The 18,171-nt window shown below is 63.5% G+C and carries 18 protein-coding genes, 1 tRNA gene and 1 pseudogene; 17 read left to right on the top strand and 3 right to left on the bottom strand.

The window, feature by feature from the left end; all coding sequences use genetic code 11:
- Window positions 1–51: 51 nt before the first annotated feature.
- The 6 genes from AC0L23_RS18620 (at window position 52) to AC0L23_RS18595 (ending at window position 7,562) form a co-directional block, all read left to right on the top strand.
- The gene (locus AC0L23_RS18620; protein ID WP_473298492.1) at window positions 52–912 is read left to right on the top strand and encodes a MaoC family dehydratase; all 861 of its coding nucleotides are present in this window, start codon (window positions 52–54) and stop codon (window positions 910–912) included.
- Window positions 913–1,062: 150 nt separating this feature from the next.
- On the top strand, window positions 1,063–1,941 hold the full coding sequence (locus AC0L23_RS18615; protein WP_018455294.1) for an SDR family oxidoreductase: 879 nt from the start codon (window positions 1,063–1,065) through the stop codon (window positions 1,939–1,941).
- A 28-nt stretch (window positions 1,942–1,969) separates the two neighbouring features.
- Entirely contained in the window at window positions 1,970–2,923 is a 954-nt protein-coding gene (locus AC0L23_RS18610) for a dihydrodipicolinate synthase family protein (protein ID WP_473298488.1), read from the top strand.
- Between the two features lie 4 nt (window positions 2,924–2,927).
- Entirely contained in the window at window positions 2,928–3,743 is an 816-nt protein-coding gene (locus AC0L23_RS18605) for an NUDIX hydrolase (protein ID WP_204511498.1), read from the top strand.
- A gap of 80 nt (window positions 3,744–3,823) precedes the next feature.
- Complete coding sequence (locus tag AC0L23_RS18600) at window positions 3,824–4,750, top strand: DMT family transporter (protein ID WP_446480678.1); 927 nt, start codon at window positions 3,824–3,826, stop codon at window positions 4,748–4,750.
- Window positions 4,751–4,874: 124 nt separating this feature from the next.
- Complete coding sequence (locus tag AC0L23_RS18595) at window positions 4,875–7,562, top strand: PAS domain S-box protein (RefSeq protein WP_018455290.1); 2,688 nt, start codon at window positions 4,875–4,877, stop codon at window positions 7,560–7,562.
- 96 nt (window positions 7,563–7,658) lie between these two features.
- On the opposite strand, the gene AC0L23_RS18590 is transcribed toward AC0L23_RS18595, so the two are convergent.
- Window positions 7,659–8,009 carry a GrlR family regulatory protein gene (locus AC0L23_RS18590; RefSeq protein ID WP_018455289.1) on the bottom strand — a complete coding sequence of 117 codons (351 nt, stop codon included), beginning with the start codon at window positions 8,007–8,009 and terminating at the stop codon, window positions 7,659–7,661.
- Between the two features lie 256 nt (window positions 8,010–8,265).
- Here AC0L23_RS18590 and AC0L23_RS18585 point away from each other — a divergent pair.
- Window positions 8,266–8,612, top strand: a pseudogene (locus AC0L23_RS18585) (hypothetical protein).
- A gap of 73 nt (window positions 8,613–8,685) precedes the next feature.
- Here AC0L23_RS18585 and AC0L23_RS18580 read toward each other — a convergent pair.
- Window positions 8,686–9,069 (bottom strand): VOC family protein, encoded by a 384-nt coding sequence (locus AC0L23_RS18580; protein WP_085351313.1) that lies wholly within the window; start codon window positions 9,067–9,069, stop codon window positions 8,686–8,688.
- Window positions 9,070–9,248: 179 nt separating this feature from the next.
- Here AC0L23_RS18580 and AC0L23_RS18575 point away from each other — a divergent pair, with 179 nt between their 5' ends.
- The 3 genes from AC0L23_RS18575 to AC0L23_RS18565 all read left to right on the top strand — a co-directional run bounded on the left by AC0L23_RS18575 (window position 9,249) and on the right by AC0L23_RS18565 (window position 10,737).
- Window positions 9,249–9,818: a hypothetical protein gene (locus AC0L23_RS18575; RefSeq protein WP_018455286.1), complete on the top strand. Its 570-nt coding sequence runs from the start codon at window positions 9,249–9,251 to the stop codon at window positions 9,816–9,818.
- A gap of 159 nt (window positions 9,819–9,977) precedes the next feature.
- Window positions 9,978–10,508 carry a hypothetical protein gene (locus AC0L23_RS18570; protein ID WP_473298482.1) on the top strand — a complete coding sequence of 177 codons (531 nt, stop codon included), beginning with the start codon at window positions 9,978–9,980 and terminating at the stop codon, window positions 10,506–10,508.
- 152 nt (window positions 10,509–10,660) lie between these two features.
- Window positions 10,661–10,737, top strand: a tRNA-Arg gene (locus AC0L23_RS18565).
- A 16-nt stretch (window positions 10,738–10,753) separates the two neighbouring features.
- Here AC0L23_RS18565 and AC0L23_RS18560 read toward each other — a convergent pair.
- Complete coding sequence (locus AC0L23_RS18560) at window positions 10,754–12,046, bottom strand: hypothetical protein (RefSeq protein WP_473357200.1); 1,293 nt, start codon at window positions 12,044–12,046, stop codon at window positions 10,754–10,756.
- A 751-nt stretch (window positions 12,047–12,797) separates the two neighbouring features.
- Here AC0L23_RS18560 and AC0L23_RS18555 point away from each other — a divergent pair.
- The 7 genes from AC0L23_RS18555 to AC0L23_RS18525 all read left to right on the top strand — a co-directional run bounded on the left by AC0L23_RS18555 (window position 12,798) and on the right by AC0L23_RS18525 (window position 18,144).
- Complete coding sequence (locus AC0L23_RS18555) at window positions 12,798–13,253, top strand: hypothetical protein (RefSeq protein ID WP_473357199.1); 456 nt, start codon at window positions 12,798–12,800, stop codon at window positions 13,251–13,253.
- A gap of 6 nt (window positions 13,254–13,259) precedes the next feature.
- Entirely contained in the window at window positions 13,260–15,266 is a 2,007-nt protein-coding gene (locus AC0L23_RS18550) for a hypothetical protein (RefSeq protein ID WP_473357198.1), read from the top strand.
- A 247-nt stretch (window positions 15,267–15,513) separates the two neighbouring features.
- Complete coding sequence (locus AC0L23_RS18545) at window positions 15,514–15,831, top strand: hypothetical protein (protein ID WP_473357197.1); 318 nt, start codon at window positions 15,514–15,516, stop codon at window positions 15,829–15,831.
- Window positions 15,832–15,884: 53 nt separating this feature from the next.
- Window positions 15,885–16,649 (top strand): terminase small subunit, encoded by a 765-nt coding sequence (locus AC0L23_RS18540; protein ID WP_473357196.1) that lies wholly within the window; start codon window positions 15,885–15,887, stop codon window positions 16,647–16,649.
- A gap of 21 nt (window positions 16,650–16,670) precedes the next feature.
- A complete protein-coding gene (locus AC0L23_RS18535) occupies window positions 16,671–16,931 on the top strand; it encodes a hypothetical protein (RefSeq protein WP_473357195.1) in 261 nt (86 codons plus the stop codon).
- Window position 16,932: 1 nt separating this feature from the next.
- Window positions 16,933–17,508 (top strand): hypothetical protein, encoded by a 576-nt coding sequence (locus tag AC0L23_RS18530; RefSeq protein WP_473357194.1) that lies wholly within the window; start codon window positions 16,933–16,935, stop codon window positions 17,506–17,508.
- A gap of 9 nt (window positions 17,509–17,517) precedes the next feature.
- Window positions 17,518–18,144, top strand: a complete 627-nt coding sequence (locus tag AC0L23_RS18525) for a hypothetical protein (RefSeq protein ID WP_473357193.1) — start codon at window positions 17,518–17,520, stop codon at window positions 18,142–18,144.
- Window positions 18,145–18,171 lie beyond the last annotated feature (27 nt).

The raw sequence follows: 18,171 nt of genomic DNA, 5'->3' as shown, positions 1-18,171 counted from the left end.
GCATCAATGGGCGCCGCCATTCGCTGAAACTGCCGGGAGGAAACAACAAAAATGTCCGCCAGATACGACGAACTCAAAGGCCTCAACAACCTCGGCCAGAAATATGCCTACACCGACCGCGAAGTGATGCTCTATGCCTACGGCATTGGGCTTGGCGCCGATCCGATGGACGAGAACGAGCTCGCCTTCGTCAACGAGGGCACGCTGACGCCGCGACCGCTCAAGGTGGTGCCGACTTTTGCATCCGTCGCCGCGTGGGGCGCGGGGCCTGGCGAGATGAACCTCAACCGCGTGATGGTGGTGGACGGCGAGCGCGACATCACCTTCCACCAGCCACTGCCGGTCGCCGCGCACATCACCGCCGATTCCTCCGTGGTCGAAGTCTACGACAAGGGCAAGGACAAGGGCGTGGTCATCAGCCATCAGACCGTGCTCAAGAACGAGAAGGGCGAGAAGCTGGCAACTCTGGTCGCCTCCCGCTTCGCCCGCGGCGACGGCGGCTTTGGCGGGCCGAACCTGACCCAGCCGGATCCGCACAAGAGCCCGTCCCGCGCACCCGACACGACCATCGACATCGTGACGCGTCCCGACCAGGCGCTGGTCTATCGTCTCTGCGGCGATCGCAACCCGCTGCACTCCGACCCTGAGTTCGCGAAGAAGGCCGGCTTCCCACGTCCGATCCTGCACGGCATGTGCACGTACGGCATCACCTGCCGCGGCGTGCTCCAGACCTATGCCGATTACGACGCTTCCGCCTTCCGCCAGCACGTCGCGCGGTTCTCCTCGCCGGTCTATCCCGGCGAGACCGTGACCATGGACCTCTGGAAGGACGGCAGCGTGATCTCGTTCGAAGCCAAGGTAAAGTCGCGCGGCGTCACTGTGATCAAGAACGGCAAGACGGTGCTGGGGTGATGATGCCGCTCGACGCGCTCTGAGTTATTTCGTCATGCCCGGGCTTGTCCCGGGCATCCACGTTCTTCGCGCGGTTGGCGATCAAGTTCGTGGATGGCCGGGACAGGCCCGGCCATGACGGAGCAAAAGAACAAAACAGGGAGAGCCACCATGGGACTACTCGACGGCAAGGTTGCGCTGATCACCGGCGCGGGCGGGGGGCTCGGTGAGGCCTACGCAAAGCTGTTCGCGCGGGAAGGGGCCTCCGTCGTCGTCAACGACCTCGGTGGGCCCCGTGACGGCTCCGGCGCCGACACATCGATGGCGCAGCTCGTGGTGGATGCGATCAAGGCCGAAGGCGGCAAGGCGGTCGCCAACGGCGCCGACATCTCCACCATGGAAGGCGGCCAGTCGGTGTTCGACGACGCCATCAAGCATTTCGGCCGCGCCGACATCCTCGTCAACAATGCCGGCATTCTGCGCGACCAGACCTTCGCCAAGGCGTCTGAGTCCGACTGGGACAAGGTCATCAAGGTGCATCTGAAGGGCACCTTTTGTTGCACCATGCCGGTATTTCGCTGGATGCGGGAAAATGGCGGCGGCGTCATCGTCAACACCTCCTCGACCTCGGGCCTGATCGGCAATTTCGGTCAGAGCAATTACGGCGCGGCCAAGGGCGGCATCTGGGGCCTGTCCAACGTGCTGGCGATCGAGGGCCGCAAATACAACATCCGGATTTGGACGCTTGCGCCGGGCGCGCTGACCCGCATGACCGCAGACCTGCCCCGCTATAAGGAGAACCCCGGTGCGGCGCTGGGTCCGGACGGCATCGCGCCGGCCGTGCTATACATGGTCAGCGACTTGTCCGGTGACCAGACCGGCAAGGTGCTGGGCGTGTCCGGGCCCCGCGGCGTGCGCGAAATGCGGATGATGGAAATGGACGGCTGGAAGCCGCCGCACACGGGCTGGAAGGCCCAGGACATCGCCGATCATGCCAAGGAGATATTCTTCTCCGAAGAGCAGATCAAGATGGGGGCGCGGCGGTTTTAGCCATCGACAGAGAGAAACAAGGACAACGATGAAACTTACCGCCGACGCCAAGGGCACCTTCGCAATCGCGCCGACGCCGTTCCACGATGACGGCCGGATCGACGAGCGCTCGATCGACCGCCTGACCGATTCCTACGAGGAGGTCGGCTGCGACGGCGTCACTGTGCTGGGCATCCTCGGTGAGGCCCCGAAGCTCGATGCCGCCGAGGCCGAACAGGTGGCGGTACGCTTCGTCAAGCGCGCCAAGAAGATGCAGGTGATCGTCGGCGTCTCCGCGCCGGGCTTTGCCACCATGCGCTCGCTGGCGAAGGCCTCGATGGATGCGGGCGCGGCCGGCGTCATGATCGCGCCGCCGCCGTCGTTGCGGACCGACGACCAGATCGTCGGCTATTACAAGCAGGCGGCCGAGGCCATCGGCCCCGACGTGCCCTGGGTGCTCCAGGACTATCCGCTGACCTTGTCGGTGGTGTTCACCCCGGCCGTGATCCGCAAGATCGTCACCGACAATCCGAACTGCGTGATGCTCAAGCACGAGGACTGGCCGGGGCTGGAAAAGATCTCGACGCTGCGCAATTTCCAGAAGGACGGCTCGCTGCGGCCGCTTTCGATCCTCTGCGGCAATGGCGGGCTCTTTCTGGACTTCGAGATGGAGCGCGGCGCCGACGGCGCCATGACCGGCTATGCCTTCCCCGAACTCCTGATCGACGTCGTGCGGCTTTCGAAGGAAGGCAAGCGCGACGCCGCCCATGATCTGTTCGACGCGCATCTGCCGCTGATCCGCTACGAGCAGCAGCCCGGCGCGGGCCTTGCCGTGCGCAAATACGTGCTGCAGAAGCGCGGCATCATTGCCTCCAGCGCCCAACGCAAGCCCGGCGCCACCATCACCCCGATGGCGAAGGCGGAGGTCGATTACCTGCTGTCGCGCGTCGCCCGCGTCGACAAGCGCGCCAATCTCGGCCCGCAATCCAGCGCCGCAGGTTAGTCGAATGGCCGAGGCATCAGCATCACGCCCTGCGTCGACGATCCTCCTGCTGCGCGACGGCGTGACGGTCGACGGCAAGAGCCGCGACGAAATCGAAGTCTTCATGATGGTTCGCCATCATCAGATCGAGTTCAATTCGGGCGCGCTGGTGTTTCCTGGTGGCAGCGTCGATGCCGGCGATCAGGAGATCGTCAAGCGCTCCGACCTGTATTCGGGCGGCGAGGGGCTGAGTGAAGCGGACCGCGGCTTTCGGATCGCCGCGATCCGCGAGACCTTTGAGGAAAGCGGCATCCTGCTGGCGCGCTCGAAGGACTCGGGCACGCCTGTTGATGCCAAGCGCGCCGGCGAAATCGCCGATGCGCATCGCGTCGCGCTCAACGAGCACAAGATCAGCTTCCTGAGCATTCTGGCCGACAACGGCCTCCAGCTCGCGCTCGATACGCTGGTGCCTTACGCACACTGGATCACGCCCGAGGGGATGCCAAAACGTTTCGACACCTGGTTCTTCCTTGCGGCAGCACCGCCCGACCAGCTCGGCGCGCATGATGGCCGGGAGTCGACCGACTCGATCTGGGTCTCGCCGCGCGAGGCGGTGGAGGGCGGCGAGAGCGGCCGCTTCAAGCTGCCGTTCCCGACAACGCGCAATTTGATCCGGCTCGCCAAGCAGGGCAGCGTGAGCGCAGCGCTCGAGCACGCCCGCGGCATGTCCGTCGTGACGGTGATGCCTGTCATGACCAAGACCGAAACCGGCCGTCAGCTCCGCATTCCCCGCGAGGCCGGCTATGACGGTGAGGTGTTCGAGGTCGGGGCCATCGGCTAGGACACTTCGATACAAAGCGAAGTATCGGCGAGGGCAGACGCGCTAGGTTCCGTCCCTGACAACGGGATCGAGCGCGCGACATGGACAACCGACAGGGCAATCGGCAGGACAACAACATCGCCGTCGAGCTGGCGCTGCTGCTGGCGCTCGCAACGCTCTGGGGCGGCTCCTACACCTTCATCAAGCTCGGCGTCGCCACCATTCCTCCGATCACGCTGATCGCGGCGCGCACCACGATTGCGGGCCTGCTGCTGCTCGCGATCATGTGGGCGCGGGGCATCAGGCTGCCGACGGATGCCGCGACCTGGCAACGCTTCGCCTTCCAGGCCGTGCTCAATAGCGTGATCCCCTGGACATTGATCGCCTGGGGCGAGCGCCACGTCGATGCCGCGCTTGCGACCATCCTCAACTCGGCCGGCCCGATCTTCACCTTCCTGCTCACGGCGGTCGTGACGCGTCACGAGGCGACGACACCGCGAAAGCTGGTCGGGGTGGTCGCTGGTATGGCCGGCATCCTGCTGATCGTCGGCGTCGATGCCTTCCATAATGTTGGAAGCGGCCTCGTCGCGGAGGCCGCGATCGTTGCCGCCACCATCTGCTACGCCTGCGCCGCGATCTTCGGTCGCGGCTTCAAGGGCCTCGATCCCATGGCGCCCGCGGCCGGCTCGTTGCTGGCGGGGGCGGCGGCGCTGCTCCCGGCCTCGCTCATCGTCGAGCAGCCCTGGACGCTGTCGCCCTCGCTGAGTTCCGTGCTGGCGCTGCTCGCGCTGGCGACCTTCTCGACGGCCGCGGCCTTCGTGATCTATTTCCGCCTGATCCAGACCCTGGGCTCGGTCGGCACCACCGCGCAGGCCTATCTCCGCGTGCCGATCGGGGTTGCCATCAGCGTCGCCTTCCTCGGCGAGAGCCTGAGCCGGACCGCCTGGATCGGCCTTGCCTGCGTCGTCCTCGGCGTCGCCGCCATGACCATCCCGGCCCGGCGGCCGGCCGGCGTCAAAACGTCATAAAACCGGGGCCAAGGAGGCCGGTAGGGCTTCAACATTAAGGATATTCGGCGGCCAGACGCATGTTCCCCCGGGACTGCAATACGTCGTATATTGGAGCTCCAATGGCCCGGTCCACACATCACCAATGTCCGCCGAATTGACGCCGACCCCTGAGAAAAAGCGAACATTCTCGCTCTCCATCGGCCAGCTCACGTTCGGCAGCTTCCTTCTGGTGCTGGCGGTGATCATCGTCACCTCGACCGCTAGCGTGATCGCGATCCGGCACATCGACACGACCTTCGCCGAGTTGCAGCGGCTGCAGAGCGTCGGCGACCTCGCCGAGGACATCGACCGCCGCATGAACGAGCTGCGGCTCGCCGCGCGCGACTTCGTCACCGACCCTGGCGCCGGCATCCAGTTCAAGCAGGTGGGCGAGGCGGCTTCGACGCTCAGTGACATCCTGAAGAAGACCCGCATCGAGCTCGTGCCCGAGCAGCAGGATATGATCGACGGCGTCAGCGAGCGGCTTGCGACCTATCGCAGCGGCCTGGAGCGGATCTCGACCTTGATCGACCGCCGCGCCCAGCTGCTTGCCGGGCTGCCGCCGCTCCGCGACCAGTTCGACGCAGCTGTCTCCGGCACTGCGGACCGAGAGCTGGCGTCCCGCCTGTCGGAAGCGCAGAGCCGGATCGCGCTTGGGTTGCTTGCGCGCAACCCGTCCGCGGCCGAGCAGGCGGCGCAGAGCATGCGGGCGATGGGCGTCACTGATCCCAAGCTCAGATCGGCGGTCAACGAGTACGCCGAGGCGATCATCGCGGTCGCGGTCCGTGAACGGCAGATCGCCGACATCGACCGCGAGGTGCTGGGAACCGAGGGTCGGCTGATCGGCCGCGTCACCGAATTGCTGCGCGAGGTCAGCGCCCGGCGCGGTCACGTGCTGTCGCGCGACTTTGCCCGCACGCTGACGGAGGCGCGCTGGCAGAGCATCGTGCTCGGTACCATCGGTGTGCTGATCGGCATTCTCGCGGCCGGCTTCGTGGTGCGGCGGACGGTCCGTCCGCTCGCCCAGATCGCGCGGTCGATCCGCGCGCTCGCAGCCGGCGAGAAGAACACCTCGATCCCGTCCGCCGACCTCGACAACGAGATCGGCGACATCGCGCGGGCGGCCGAAGTGTTCCGCCGTGCGCTGGAGGAAGCCGACACGGCACGCGAGGCGGCGGTGCGCGCACTGACCGAGCAACGCCTTGCCGAAGAGAGCTACCGGAAACTGTTCGAGGGCTCGGTCGACGGCATCTATGTCACGACGCCGGCCGGCGACCTCCTCAACGCCAATCCGGCGCTGGCGCGGATGATGGGCTATGACAGCCCCAAAGACCTCATCGACAGCATCAACGACATCGCCCACACCATCTACGTCAATCCCGAGGCTCGCGTCGAATATCAGCGGCTGATGGCACGCGATGGCATGGTGCGCGAGTTCGAATACCAGGTGCGCCAGCGCGGCGGCGACATCCTGTGGCTGTCCGACAGTGCCACCGGCGTCCGCGACGAGGCGGGCAACATCGTCCGCTATGAGGGCACGCTGCGCGACATTACCGACCAGAAGCGCGCGGAAGACGCCATTGCCGAAGGACGGCGCCTGCTCCAGCAGGTCATCGACACCGTGCCAGCGGTCATCAACGTCAAGGACCGCGACCTGCGCTACGTGCTGATGAACCGTTACATGGCCGGCATCTTCGGAATCGAGCCCGGCGATGCGCTCGGCCGCACCACGGCCGACCTGATGTCGCGCTACGGTGCGGCCAAGTCCGACGAGAGCGACAAGCGCGTGCTGACGCTGCGAAAGGGCCTCGGCTTCTACGAAGAGGAGTACATTGATTCTTCCGGCCACATGCGGCAATGGCTCGTCAACAAGCTGCCGTTGCTCGATGCCGAAGGCGAGATCGAGCGGATCGTCACCGTGGCGCTCGACATCGGCGAGCGCAAGCGCGGCGAGCAGGAGATGCGGAAAGCCAAGGAATCCGCCGAGACCGCGCTGCGCAATCTGCGCGAGACCCAGGCCTCGCTGATCGAGGCGGAGAAGCTGGCCGCGCTCGGGCGCCTCGTCGCCGGCGTCGCGCACGAGGTCAACAATCCCGTCGGCATCAGCCTCACTGTCGCCTCCGCGTTGGAGCGCAAGACCGCGATGTTCACCGCCGAAGTCGAACGCGGCGAGCTGCGCCGCTCCACGCTCAACGACTTTCTCCATACCAGCCGCGACGCGTCCTCGCAGCTCGTCGCCAATCTCAATCGCGCCGCCGAGCTGATCCAGTCGTTCAAGCAGGTCGCCGCCGACCGCAACTATTCGGACCAGCGCAGCTTCGATCTCGGTGACCTCACCGAGCAGGTGGTGATGAGTCTGCGGCCCGGCCTTCGCAAGCACAATCTGACGCTCAACGTCGAGTGCCAGCCTGATCTGACCATGAACAGCTATCCCGGACCCTACGGCCAGGTGCTGACCAATCTGTTTCTCAACGCGGTGGCGCACGCCTTCCCGGACGGCCGGCCGGGGACCATCGACATCCAGGTGCGCGAGTCCGGCAAGGACAATGTCGAGATCATCTTCTCCGACAATGGCTGCGGCATGTCGCTCGACGTCCGCCGCCGTGCCTTCGATCCGTTCTTCACGACGCGGCGCGATCAGGGCGGCACCGGCCTCGGGCTGCACATCGTCTACAGCATCGTCACGAACAGGCTCGGCGGACGGCTCGATCTGGATTCCGAACCGGGCAGCGGCACACGTATCCAGATCATCCTGCCGCGCGTGGCGCCGCTCGAGCAGGCCGCCGAATAGCTAGCGGTTTTCGAGCGAAGTGGATGCCGTTCGCGTGATGAAAACGCGTCGAATCAACAATTGAGAGCTTTGGTTGATTCAATCAGAACCGAAGTCCTAGTCGACCTCCGCAAGCTTGTGCAGCGTCGCGCCGAAAATCTGGCTGGCCTTGCCGACCAGCGCGGTGCCCGTCATGTCCCCGCGCGTCTCCGTGAACGTGCCGCTGACACCGATGCCGACCGCGGCAGGCCCGCCGAACAGCGGATTGTCGTCGCCCCGCGGCGAGGTGTGACGCTGGACCAGCACCTCACCCTTGAAGGTGTTGTCCTTCACCGTGTAGCTGCCGGTGTAATAGAGGTACGCATCGCCGCCAAGAATCTTGCCGTCGCGAAAAAGAATCACGCCGCTGCCCTTGCCGACCCGACCATCGAGCAGGTTCACGTGAATCGAATAGAGGCCGTTCTTCATAACGTCCCGAGGCCGGCCGCCATCGCCCAATGGCGTAGCCGGTAGGCATTTATGCCAAAGGGCATGCGGCCACGCAACGCGGCAGTTTGGCCGCCGACCTTGCGAGCTTGCCCGTGAGCCGTAATTGTCCCGGCTTGTCTATGACACTGCCATGACGGTCTGATCATGAAGCGAGGCCAGTCGTTGCGAATCAAGTTGGCCCGCGAAATGCATAACCATTGTTGCACTGGCCGCGGGGTGCTGGAGCAAGACAAACGTGAGCAACTGGATCGATTCCAGCGGCGAGAAGCCGCGTCTGTACAGTGTGCGTCCCACGATTTGCGAAACACGACAACGGCGGATCGGCGGCGCGGCATGCTGGCGAACCGTGGCGAGCCTAGCATGCGTCCTGGCCCTGATCGCACTCGCGGCCCCCTTCGGCCACGCGCGCGACCGCGGCCAGTTCGTCAACGCCAATGCCGAATTGAAGGCCTGGTTCGACGGACTGCGAAGCGGCAAGGGGCCTTGTTGCTCCGATGCCGACGGCTCGGCGCTCTCGGACACCGACTGGGACGCACCATGGTCTGGCCGATCTACGGCTACATGGGCGTCGCCGTCCGCTGATTCATGCCCGGTAGCATGACTTAGGCGCACCGGGCGGCACGACGACCGGTGAGCCGATGCGGCGCGCGCCTTATCAGGTGTATTTCTTGTCGCGCTCGAGCAGCTCGATGGAGATGCCTTCGGGTCCGCGGATGAAGCAGATGCGCACGCCGGGGCGGATCGTGGTCGGTTCGCGTGTGAATGTGACGCCCTTGGCCTTGATCTCGGCGGCGACGGCGTCGATGTCCTTCACCGTGAGACCGAAATGGTCGAGGCCCTGATGCGGGTGCGGCGGCGGCGGGTTGACCACGTTGTCGCCCTCGAGTGGAGCAATGAAGATCCTTGCGCCTCCGAGATTCACGTCGATCCGTCCGGGCGCTTGCACGATCTCGCCACCAAGGATGTCCCGCAGCCAGGCCGCCGTGGCCTCCGGATCAGGGCTGCGCAGATGGACGTGATCCCAAGTGACGACTGGCATTTCATGGTCTCCCGACGGGTCTTGATGTTGCAGCGCATGTTAGCGGGCTCGGCCCGTGACCGCCACCGCTCTTGCCGACTCGGCAGCTGCGCGGGAACCTTAGTTCGCCTTCCGGATTAAGTAAGCAGTGGCCGAATCCGTTGTCGAAACGTGCTTCCGCTGCGATCGGTGAGGCAACCATGAGCGCTGGGTTTGACCGCATCGGGTTAGGGCGATTCGCCGGGACCGGCGAACGACTGGCGCGGGCGGTGACGATCGCGAGCGTTTCATTTGGGCGAGGCCTGCTGTGGCTGTTGGCGGCCATCATCGTCGGTTGCGGCATCTGGATGCTGCTCCCCGTCTCCAGAGGCAACAGTGCCGAACCGGTGAGGTCTGACGTGGCAGCCGTCGAGACGGCGCCTTCGCGCGATGCGGTCGCCGTGTCGCCGGCCTCCGAAGCTCAGATTCCGACAATGGCAGAACTCGGCCGGATCAGGATTTCATCTCAGACCTGGCGCCGCGGCGGCCTTGGATCGAAGGCGCTGGTGACGCTCACGCTGCGCAACGACAACGACTATGCCGTAAAGGATGTCGAGATCGTCTGCGCTTTTGCGCGGCGTGATGGCAGTCATCTCACCGACCGCACCCGCGTTCTGGCGGATCCGGTCAGCATGAAGAGCCGCAAGACTTTTGCGCGCATTCCTGTCGGCTTCGTCAACGTGAATGCCGATCAGGCGAAGTGTTCGCTTGTGGCAGCACGCCGGACCTAAGGCCGGCAGTGCCGGGTAGCGGAAAAGTTACTGTCCTGGGGGTTGGCCGAAAAACTTGGCGTCGCCATTTGAACCGAGCGGCTGGGCCAGGAACTAATTAAATGATCGCCTGTTAAGGCGGAGAGCCCACGCGGGGATGCGGCGGGCGGAGCGTGGCCAATGCCCATCTTTCGGTATTTCTTCTTCGTCGGTGGAGCCTTGCTCGCACTGCTGTTCGCGGCGAACTACGTTCTGCCGACTTCGCCTGTGACGCAGGCTATCGCAACCGGAAGCAACGAACAGCCGTTGATTCGGATCCGGTCCGATCGCCACCTGCCGGAGCGTGTCGTACTCGACACCAGTCAGCCGACGCTTGCCGCCCCTGCGGCGAAGATCGCCGCCGTCGCGGCTCCCCAGCCGCCCGTGGAGAGCATGTCACCCGCTTTGACCGAGATATCAGCCAAGGCGCGGGTCCGCGAGACGTTCGCCCAATTCACGCCGGCCGCGAAGGCCGATACCGCTGCGGTCAAGAAGACCGAGGCCAAGACGCAAATTCAGCCGCAAGTTCAGGCGCAGGCCCAGCCTCCTCAGACCCCGGCGCAGCAGCCCAAGCGCAAGGTCGCCAGAACGCATCCGGTGCCGCAGCAAGGGCGGCCGATGATGGTGATGGCGCAGCAGCCGCATTTCGGCTTCTTCAACAGCACCTGGTGAGGGCGGGTCTGACCCGTCTCGAATCGAGGCCGGAAGGGCTTTTTATTGGCCGGCCTCTCTGCTAATTCGAACCCATCCGAACGTCGCCCGGCCTGCTGGCTCGCCAGCAGCTATCTGGGGCGTCTCGGTTACGGTCCAAGATCTGGGCCAGGGCGCTCGTAGCTCAGCTGGATAGAGCATCGGATTTCGATTCCGAGGGTCGGGAGTTCGAATCTCTCCGAGCGCGCCAATTAAGCCAATGAAATTTAAGCACTTCTTGTATACCCCTGTTTTTCATTCTGAACGCTGGTCTGCTGCTCATTCTGAACGTTTGTCGCCGCTTCGTTCGCCAGGACGTGGGCGTGGCGCTTCCGAGTGGCCGAGAGCATCCGCTTGGCGGTGCGCTTCGCATACCCCTCGTACGCCTTCTGCGTCTTGTGGGTGGATAGGGCTCGGCCTTGGCCGTCCGTCAGCTCCGCCTCTTCGAGTTCGGTCAGGCCACCGTGCCGGCAGGCGTCCAAGGTGAAGTGCGCCGGCACGCCTTCGACGCTCTTCCGGAGCCGGGCCACGACATGGTTAAGGGAGCTGTAGCGCCAGAGCTTGGCGTTGCCGTCCCCGAGCTCGCGGAGGATCATGGCCACGCCCAACCGGGGCAGTTTTGCCAGCACCTCCTCGGCGTCGGCATAGAAGCGGATCAGGCCCTCGTCCGTCTGCTCCTCCAGCGGGTGAGGCGCCGTCGTCCCGGTTTTGTGGTGGACAACCCGGATCACGGACGGCGCGGATTGGGCCCGATAGTCGGCCCAGGTCATGTGGCCACCGACCACGTTTTCCGGACGCTGTAGCCACTCAAAGCAGATGACTGCGGTCGCCGCAGCTTCCGGATACCCTTTTTCGATCGCGCCCCAAGCAAAGGCGTAGACCTCTTCGCGGGTAACGGCCGGTTTCACGGCCTTGGCGCGGACCTTGAGGGTGACGCCCGTCCACGGATTTGGAACGTCCTTGTCGAATTCTTCAGGGAAGAGGCGGTGGACCACCCGCCACGCCTTACGGCATAGCCCGATCAACTTCTCCCCGGTCCGCAGGCGCTGCTTTCCCGCAGCAAGCTTCTTGCCGGTGCCCTCCAGAAACTTATCGTAGAGCTTGTCGGCGGCGCGGGGGCTGATGGTCCGGACCGGCCGGCTACCGATACGATCTCCGGTCTTTGTCCGGATGTCGCAAATCTGATCCATGGCCCATTCGTAGTCACTCTGTGAACGGGCGGCCACCTTCTCCAGGTATGCCTTGCTGATCTTGTATTCGCGGAAGAGCCAATCGACGGTGCCGTATTTCGGCATGATCGGACCGGGCGACACAAGCATTCCTTTGCGAGCTTGGTCCCACTCGTCAAATTGCTCGTTGAGCGTCTTCGCCCGCAAGATCATTTTCGCGAAGTCGGTCCCCAACGGCTCGTTCGAGACGGGGCACTTGAGGGCGCGATACTTCGTCGGCACGTTGTAATAATAGGCGAGGGTGCCGCTCGCGAGTTTCTTCGGGATCACGTGACGCGGGAGCTCCAGCATCACAGTTCCTCTGCGAGGTCGCTGTGACCGCCCTGCGGCGCTATCGCCATGTCCAGGTCTTCGATCAACCATAGCCGCCTACGTCCGTCCGCTACTCTGGGCTGGGGATATTCTTTTCCCACTCGCTTTAGGAACTCGTCAACCGTCTTCTCTCCGACGTACCCAGCGGCAAGGTCGGCGCGCATGCGGCGCGGCCATGATCCTGGAGGGATAGCGGCTGGTCGGGTGCGGCTCACGGCTGTTCTCCGGTCGATCGAAAGCATCGATCCCAGTCATGACCTGAGATGGTTGTTTCCCTGAACACCGTTGAGCACTAGAGAGCAATTTTGAGTAACAACCATCTCAAGGGATGATCGCCTCGATCCAAATTTTCGGAGCCCGATCCCGATGAGCAATCTGCAAAACGTCCGATACTTCTCACGAAAAGAAGCATCCAAGTATCTGTTCGAGCGACATGGCGTAAGGCGCACGCCCAAAACTCTTGCGACAATGGCGAGTAGTGGGGGCGGCCCGGTTTTTCGCCGGGATGGGCCTCGCCGCACTATCTACACTGATGCTGATCTCGACGCGTACGTAGCGTCGGTTCTGTCTGTGCCAATGAGATCAACCAGCGAAGCCGCCTGATCAGCGCTGGGGCAAATGAAAAAAGCCCCAGCTTCGTTTCCGAAACCGGGGCGGCACCGCGTTCATCGTGATTGGCATTGCGATCTTAGAACACGGCGACCGCTCTTACAAGATGTAAGGGCATACGATGAACGCTCACGTTCCTCCGACAGATTGGCTCGTCACCGATACTGATCTTGATCCATTCGACGCAATCGATCCGCGCATCGCGGACAAGGCGAGACGTCTACATCGAGTACACAAGTGGGTATTTTTCCCAAAGGGCTGGGTCACTGAACCGGGCGGGGCGCTGCTAATTTTTGACGGCCGGCTCTATCCGCTGTGCCGGAAGCAGCCAGACGGAGCCGTTATTGTCCTGCCAATGGGCGACTCTCGGCATCCGCCTATCTTCTCCCTCAGGAAGTCACGCTTTCTCTACGACGGCTTCGATCATCCCTGCGACACTGAGGAAACGCAACAGCGCTTGATCCGCGTGGTGCAACGTCTCGGCTTGCAGGAGGAAGTCTACAGCCGTTACGACGCGCTCCACCGACAGCTCGCGGAGCGCCGTAGGAACTTCAGGCGGCTCCTCTGTAGGCGATGATTGAAGATGAATGCTCTTGAAGCCCTCCCGCTATACGGGTTGGAGACGCTCGGCGATGCAAAGCAGGTAATCGTCGTCGCGGATGAAAAGTGCCGCGACGCGTTGGCATCGGCCACGGGGCGAACGGTCCTGTCCTGGGCGGGCGGAACGCAAGGCGTGAAGCATACCGACTGGACGCCGCTCGGCCGGCGCAACGTCGTGATCTGGCCCGACGCTGATGCGCCGGGTCTCACAACCGCGAGCGAGATTGCCGCGATCCTGGTCGGCCTCGGCTGTACGGTGCGCGTGATGGATGTCATGCGCGACGATCCGCCGAAAGGCTGGGACGCGGCCGATGCGATCCGCGACGGCTGGGACAAGGGCCGCCTCGATCAGTTCATGCGTGAGACGGTGCGGCCGTGGACGCCGCCCCAGCCGACTGCCGTAGACCCCGTCGCGCTTGCCGGTGCGGTCGCATCCGCCCGGCCGGCCGCCGATGTCCAGGGGGACCGTCTCGCCAGCAAGCCCATCTATGTCGTCAAAGGGGACATTCACGAAACCGTTGACGGGGCGATGGCCGTCCTTTCGAACCCTGCGCTCGGCATCTACGCTCGTGGCGATGATCTTGTGCGGGCTGTCACGTACAGCATGCCGGCGCGCACACTCAGCGTCGCAAAACAGGGCGAAAACGTCGATCGCCCCGATGGGACGGTGATCATCGCCACCCTCTCTGACGTTGCTCTAGTCGAGACGCTTACGCGCCACTCCATGTTTGTGAAATGGGACGGGCGCGCCGACAAGTATGTGCCGTGTGATTGTCCCACCGAAGTCGCTCGCATGATCCTCGCGAGTAAGGGCCATGGCTGGACCGTGCCGCGCCTGCGGGCCATAATCAGCGCGCCGACGTTGCGGCATGACGGGACCGTTCTGAGCACGCCCGGCTATGATAAGGCCACTGGCCTCCTGCTAGTCGGGGATCGCATCTGGAGGCAGGTTCCTGAAAATCCGTCTAAACGCGAGGCGGCCAAAGCCCTCGATGTGCTGGTAGAGCCGATCGACGGGTTTCCCTTCGTCGATAACTCCGACCTCGCTGCGGCCCTGGCGCTGCTCATAACGAGTGTCATGCGTCCCAGCCTAAGAACGGTTCCGATGTTCACCGTGACCGCGCCTGCGGCCGGGACCGGAAAGAGCCTCCTGGTAGACATCGCAGCCATCTTGGCGACCGGCCGCAAGGCAGCAGTGGTCACCCCGACGCAGGACGAGGCCGAACTCGAGAAGCGGATCGGCGCTGCGGCGCTCGCGGGCGATCAGATCATCAGCATCGACAACGTGACGCACATTCTGCGTAGCGATCAGCTTTGCCAGCTTCTCACCCAGGAGGAAGTTCAGGTTCGGGTGCTGGGCGCATCCAAGAATGTGCGCATCCCTTCAACCGCTCTCATCTGCGCAACGGGCAACAATCTCTCGATCCATGGTGACTTGAACCGCCGCTCAGTCCGTATTCGGCTTGATGCCAAATGCGAACGGCCCGACGAGCGCCGGTTTGACCGGGATGCGACGGGCGTCGCGCTGCGGAAGCGCTCCGAGCTGGTCGCCGCCGCGCTGACCGTTGTTCGCGCGTACCTCTCTGCCGGTGCTCCAAGCCAAGCCTCGCCCATGGGTTCGTTCGAGGATTGGTCAGATACCGTGCGATCGGCGCTGATCTGGCTCGGCATGGGCGACTGCCGGGGCGATGTCGATGCAATGCGGGCAGACGATCCGGAGAAAGCGGAGCTATCGGAGATCATGGAAGCGCTGCCGACCGGCAGGTTTACGGTTCGCGAAATTGCGCACAAGGTCGCCGAGAGTCCGGAGTTGCGAGAGGTGTTCGCCGCGTTCATCGTGCGCAATGGCGTCTTTTCCACGAAGAGTTTCGGCCGTTATCTCGCGCGCTTTCGCGGCACGATCGTTGGAGGGCGCTCGATTGAGCGAGTTGGAACAGACGGCAATGGTCTGGTCTGGCAAGTAGGGGGACAGGCCGATCAGAATTGGTGATCGGTCGCATTTTCATTGATCTGGAGAGACCCGGCCTTGGCCGGGTTTTTTGTTGCCGGCCGCAAACAAAATTGGAATTCCTCGCCCCTTGGGTTTCACGGGTATCAAGGGTTTCTCCCAACCCTAACGCGGAAACTGTCAGTAGAGCCGGTTATATACACGTGCATACATGACACTTCCCAGAAGGTGGTTGAAACAAACCCTCGAAACCCCCGAAACCCCATCCACAAGCCAGGAAAGAAATCCAATGTCTCAGCTTGATCCGATCTTCTCCGTGATCGAACGCCACCGAGAACTGTCCGCGCAGCTTGATGCAGCAGTCTCAGTATCCGCGAAGCTCGATGAAGGCCCAGAGTTTGATGCGGCCGACGAAATAAGCGCGGAACGGAGGATGGCTCTCGCGGAGCATGCAAGCGTCCTCATCCGCTCGAAGCCCGTCACGACGGCTGGTGTCATTGCTCTGAGCCGCTACGCCGCCAGTTTGAAGGCGTGGGAGCTGTCTGATGATGAGGAGTGGCATCAAGCTTTCCTGACAATGTTGGCGGATGCACTCGCCTCCTTATGAAAACTTATGCCGAGTGGTAGCGACAACCTTTCGTCGCTTAGGCATCGGAAATCATGAACTCCGATGCCATCACGTCAGCCCTCACGCCGAAACAAGCCCGGTTCGTCCAGGAATATTTGCTGGACTTGAATGCGACTAAGGCCGCGATCCGCGCCGGCTACAGCCAGCGCAGTGCGCAGGAGCAAGGGTCGCAGTTGTTGGGCCATGCCGGCGTCATAGCCGCGATCGACGCTGCCAAACTCCAACGCTCCGAGCGAACGGAAATCGACGCCGATTGGATGCTGCGCCGCCTCGTTGATGAGGCCGAGGCCGATCTTGCCGACCTGTACGACGCGAAGGGCGACCTCAAGCCGATCGAGGAGTGGCCAGAAATCTGGAGGCAAGGCCTCGTTGCCGGTGTGGAAGTTGACGCGTTGTTCGAGGGCTCGGGTGAGGAGCGCCGACAGGTCGGCTACGTCAAGAAAATTAAACTCAGCGATCGCCTGCGCCGGCTGGAGTTGATCGGCAAGCACATCCGGGTGAACGCCTTTCAGGATGTGGTTGCGGTCAACGGCGTCGAGCAGCTGGCCGATCGCATTGCGCGCGCGAAGCTTCGAGAGAAGCAGAATAGCGCACCTCTGACGGTTCTTCCGGCAAAGGTCGCGCGCGAGGTGAGCGCTGCGCCCGCGCCGGCAGAGCCGCCAGCGCCCGCCGCTCCACCTCCGCCTTCACCACCTCCACCGCCCAAGCCGACTTACAAGCCGATCACCGCGCCCGAGCCGGCTCCCTGGCCGTCGTTCGGGGGCACCGCCAACTCCGATTACGACCCTCTAACCTGAAAAGAAACGAAAGGTTCTATTATGGCAACAATCGCTGCCAACATCGCAACCATCCAAGCGCAGGCCGCCGTTCTCGACACACTCATCGGGCAGTTCAACGCTGCCAAGGCTTTGATCGACGCGGCCGAACTCGACATCGCGCAACAGCAGCCGTTCGCAGGACATGACGTGCGTGTCGGCCGGCGTCGGTTGGCCGAATACGCGCGGACCAAGATGGGCGACGCCTCAATGACGCAAACCGTCGCAGCGCTCGCGGCGGCGGCGTGGAGTGGAGTGAGCTGATATGACCGCATCATTAATCACAGTCGTGCAGCTTGACAGGCAGATTGCAGCTGCGCGCGACCGGCTATCGGAGCTTGAGCAGGATGCGCGTGATCTCGCGCTTCCCGCCGTTTCGGGTGATCAAGACGCGGTCGCCTCGCTTGCGTCGGCTAATTCGTCGATCGGTCAAATCCGCGCCGATTTGGTTATCCTGGAACGCGCAAGGGCCAGCGTCGTCGAGCAGCAGAGGCAAGCGAGCGAAGCGGACGCGACAGCGTACCGTGCCCGCCATCTGGAGGTGGCACAGGACCGCGCGGCCGCCATCGTGAAGCTCGCGGCGCGTGCCGACGAACTCGTTGCAGAGTTCAAGACGGTGTTCGCCGGCATCTCCGCAACCGAGCGCGAAATTTGGATGGCTTTAAATGAGGCATCAGCACCGCCCAGTGATGCCATCGTTGGCAGGAAGAACCTCGGCAATTTCGCAATTTCGTCGTTGACCGCGTTTTGCAACGGGACGGATAAGTTCGGTCAGACGCGCGCGGTCGCTGATGTTGCGGCCAAGGCGTGGGCAGACCTCTTGAGCAACGACGATATCTGAGGAATGCCCATGTCATCCGATGCTGCCCATGTGCTTTTTCCGAGTGATGCGCCCAAAGCGCCCGCCGTCGCCGCACCATCGGCAGCGGCCGGAGCGCCGCCCCAGGCGGACGCTGCCGCGCTGCTGTTCCCGACCGAGGTCAAGGCCGCAGCGCCGATGTCGCCTCCCGCTACTGTCGAGGTTGCCAAGTCCGACGTCGCCAAGCCTGAGGTCGAGGCCGCCCCGGCAGAACGCGACAGCATCGAGCGCCTCGATGCGCTGGCTGAGGCCGTGCGACTTGGCGGCGATGGCGATCGCGCTGCCGCACTGACCGAGACGGGCAACGTCCTGCTGAGTGAAGCCTTGGCGCACGGCATGCCGTCCTCCGATTTGCAGGAGATCGTCGGGCACGTTCACGAGGCTTCCTCAACACTCGCGCCAATGACGGCCGAACAGAACGCCGAAGGCATGGTGAAGGGGATGGCTGACCTTGCCGACGTTCCTGCCGCTGACCTCGATCTAGCGCGCGGGCTGATACAGAAGATGTCCGAAAAAATGCCGGCGCTGCCTTACCAGCTTGAAGCCACCGGCCTCGGCAATCGGCCGGAGTTCATCCGCGCCGTGATCCGTGAGGCCAAGCGTCGTTCGGGTAAATGAGCATGAAGGCCAAAGCGATCCCTTGTC

Source organism: Bradyrhizobium sp. MI1.4, assembly GCF_055811315.1.
Note: the sequence above shows the minus strand (reverse complement) of the source record. Positions and strands in the feature narration are given on the sequence as shown.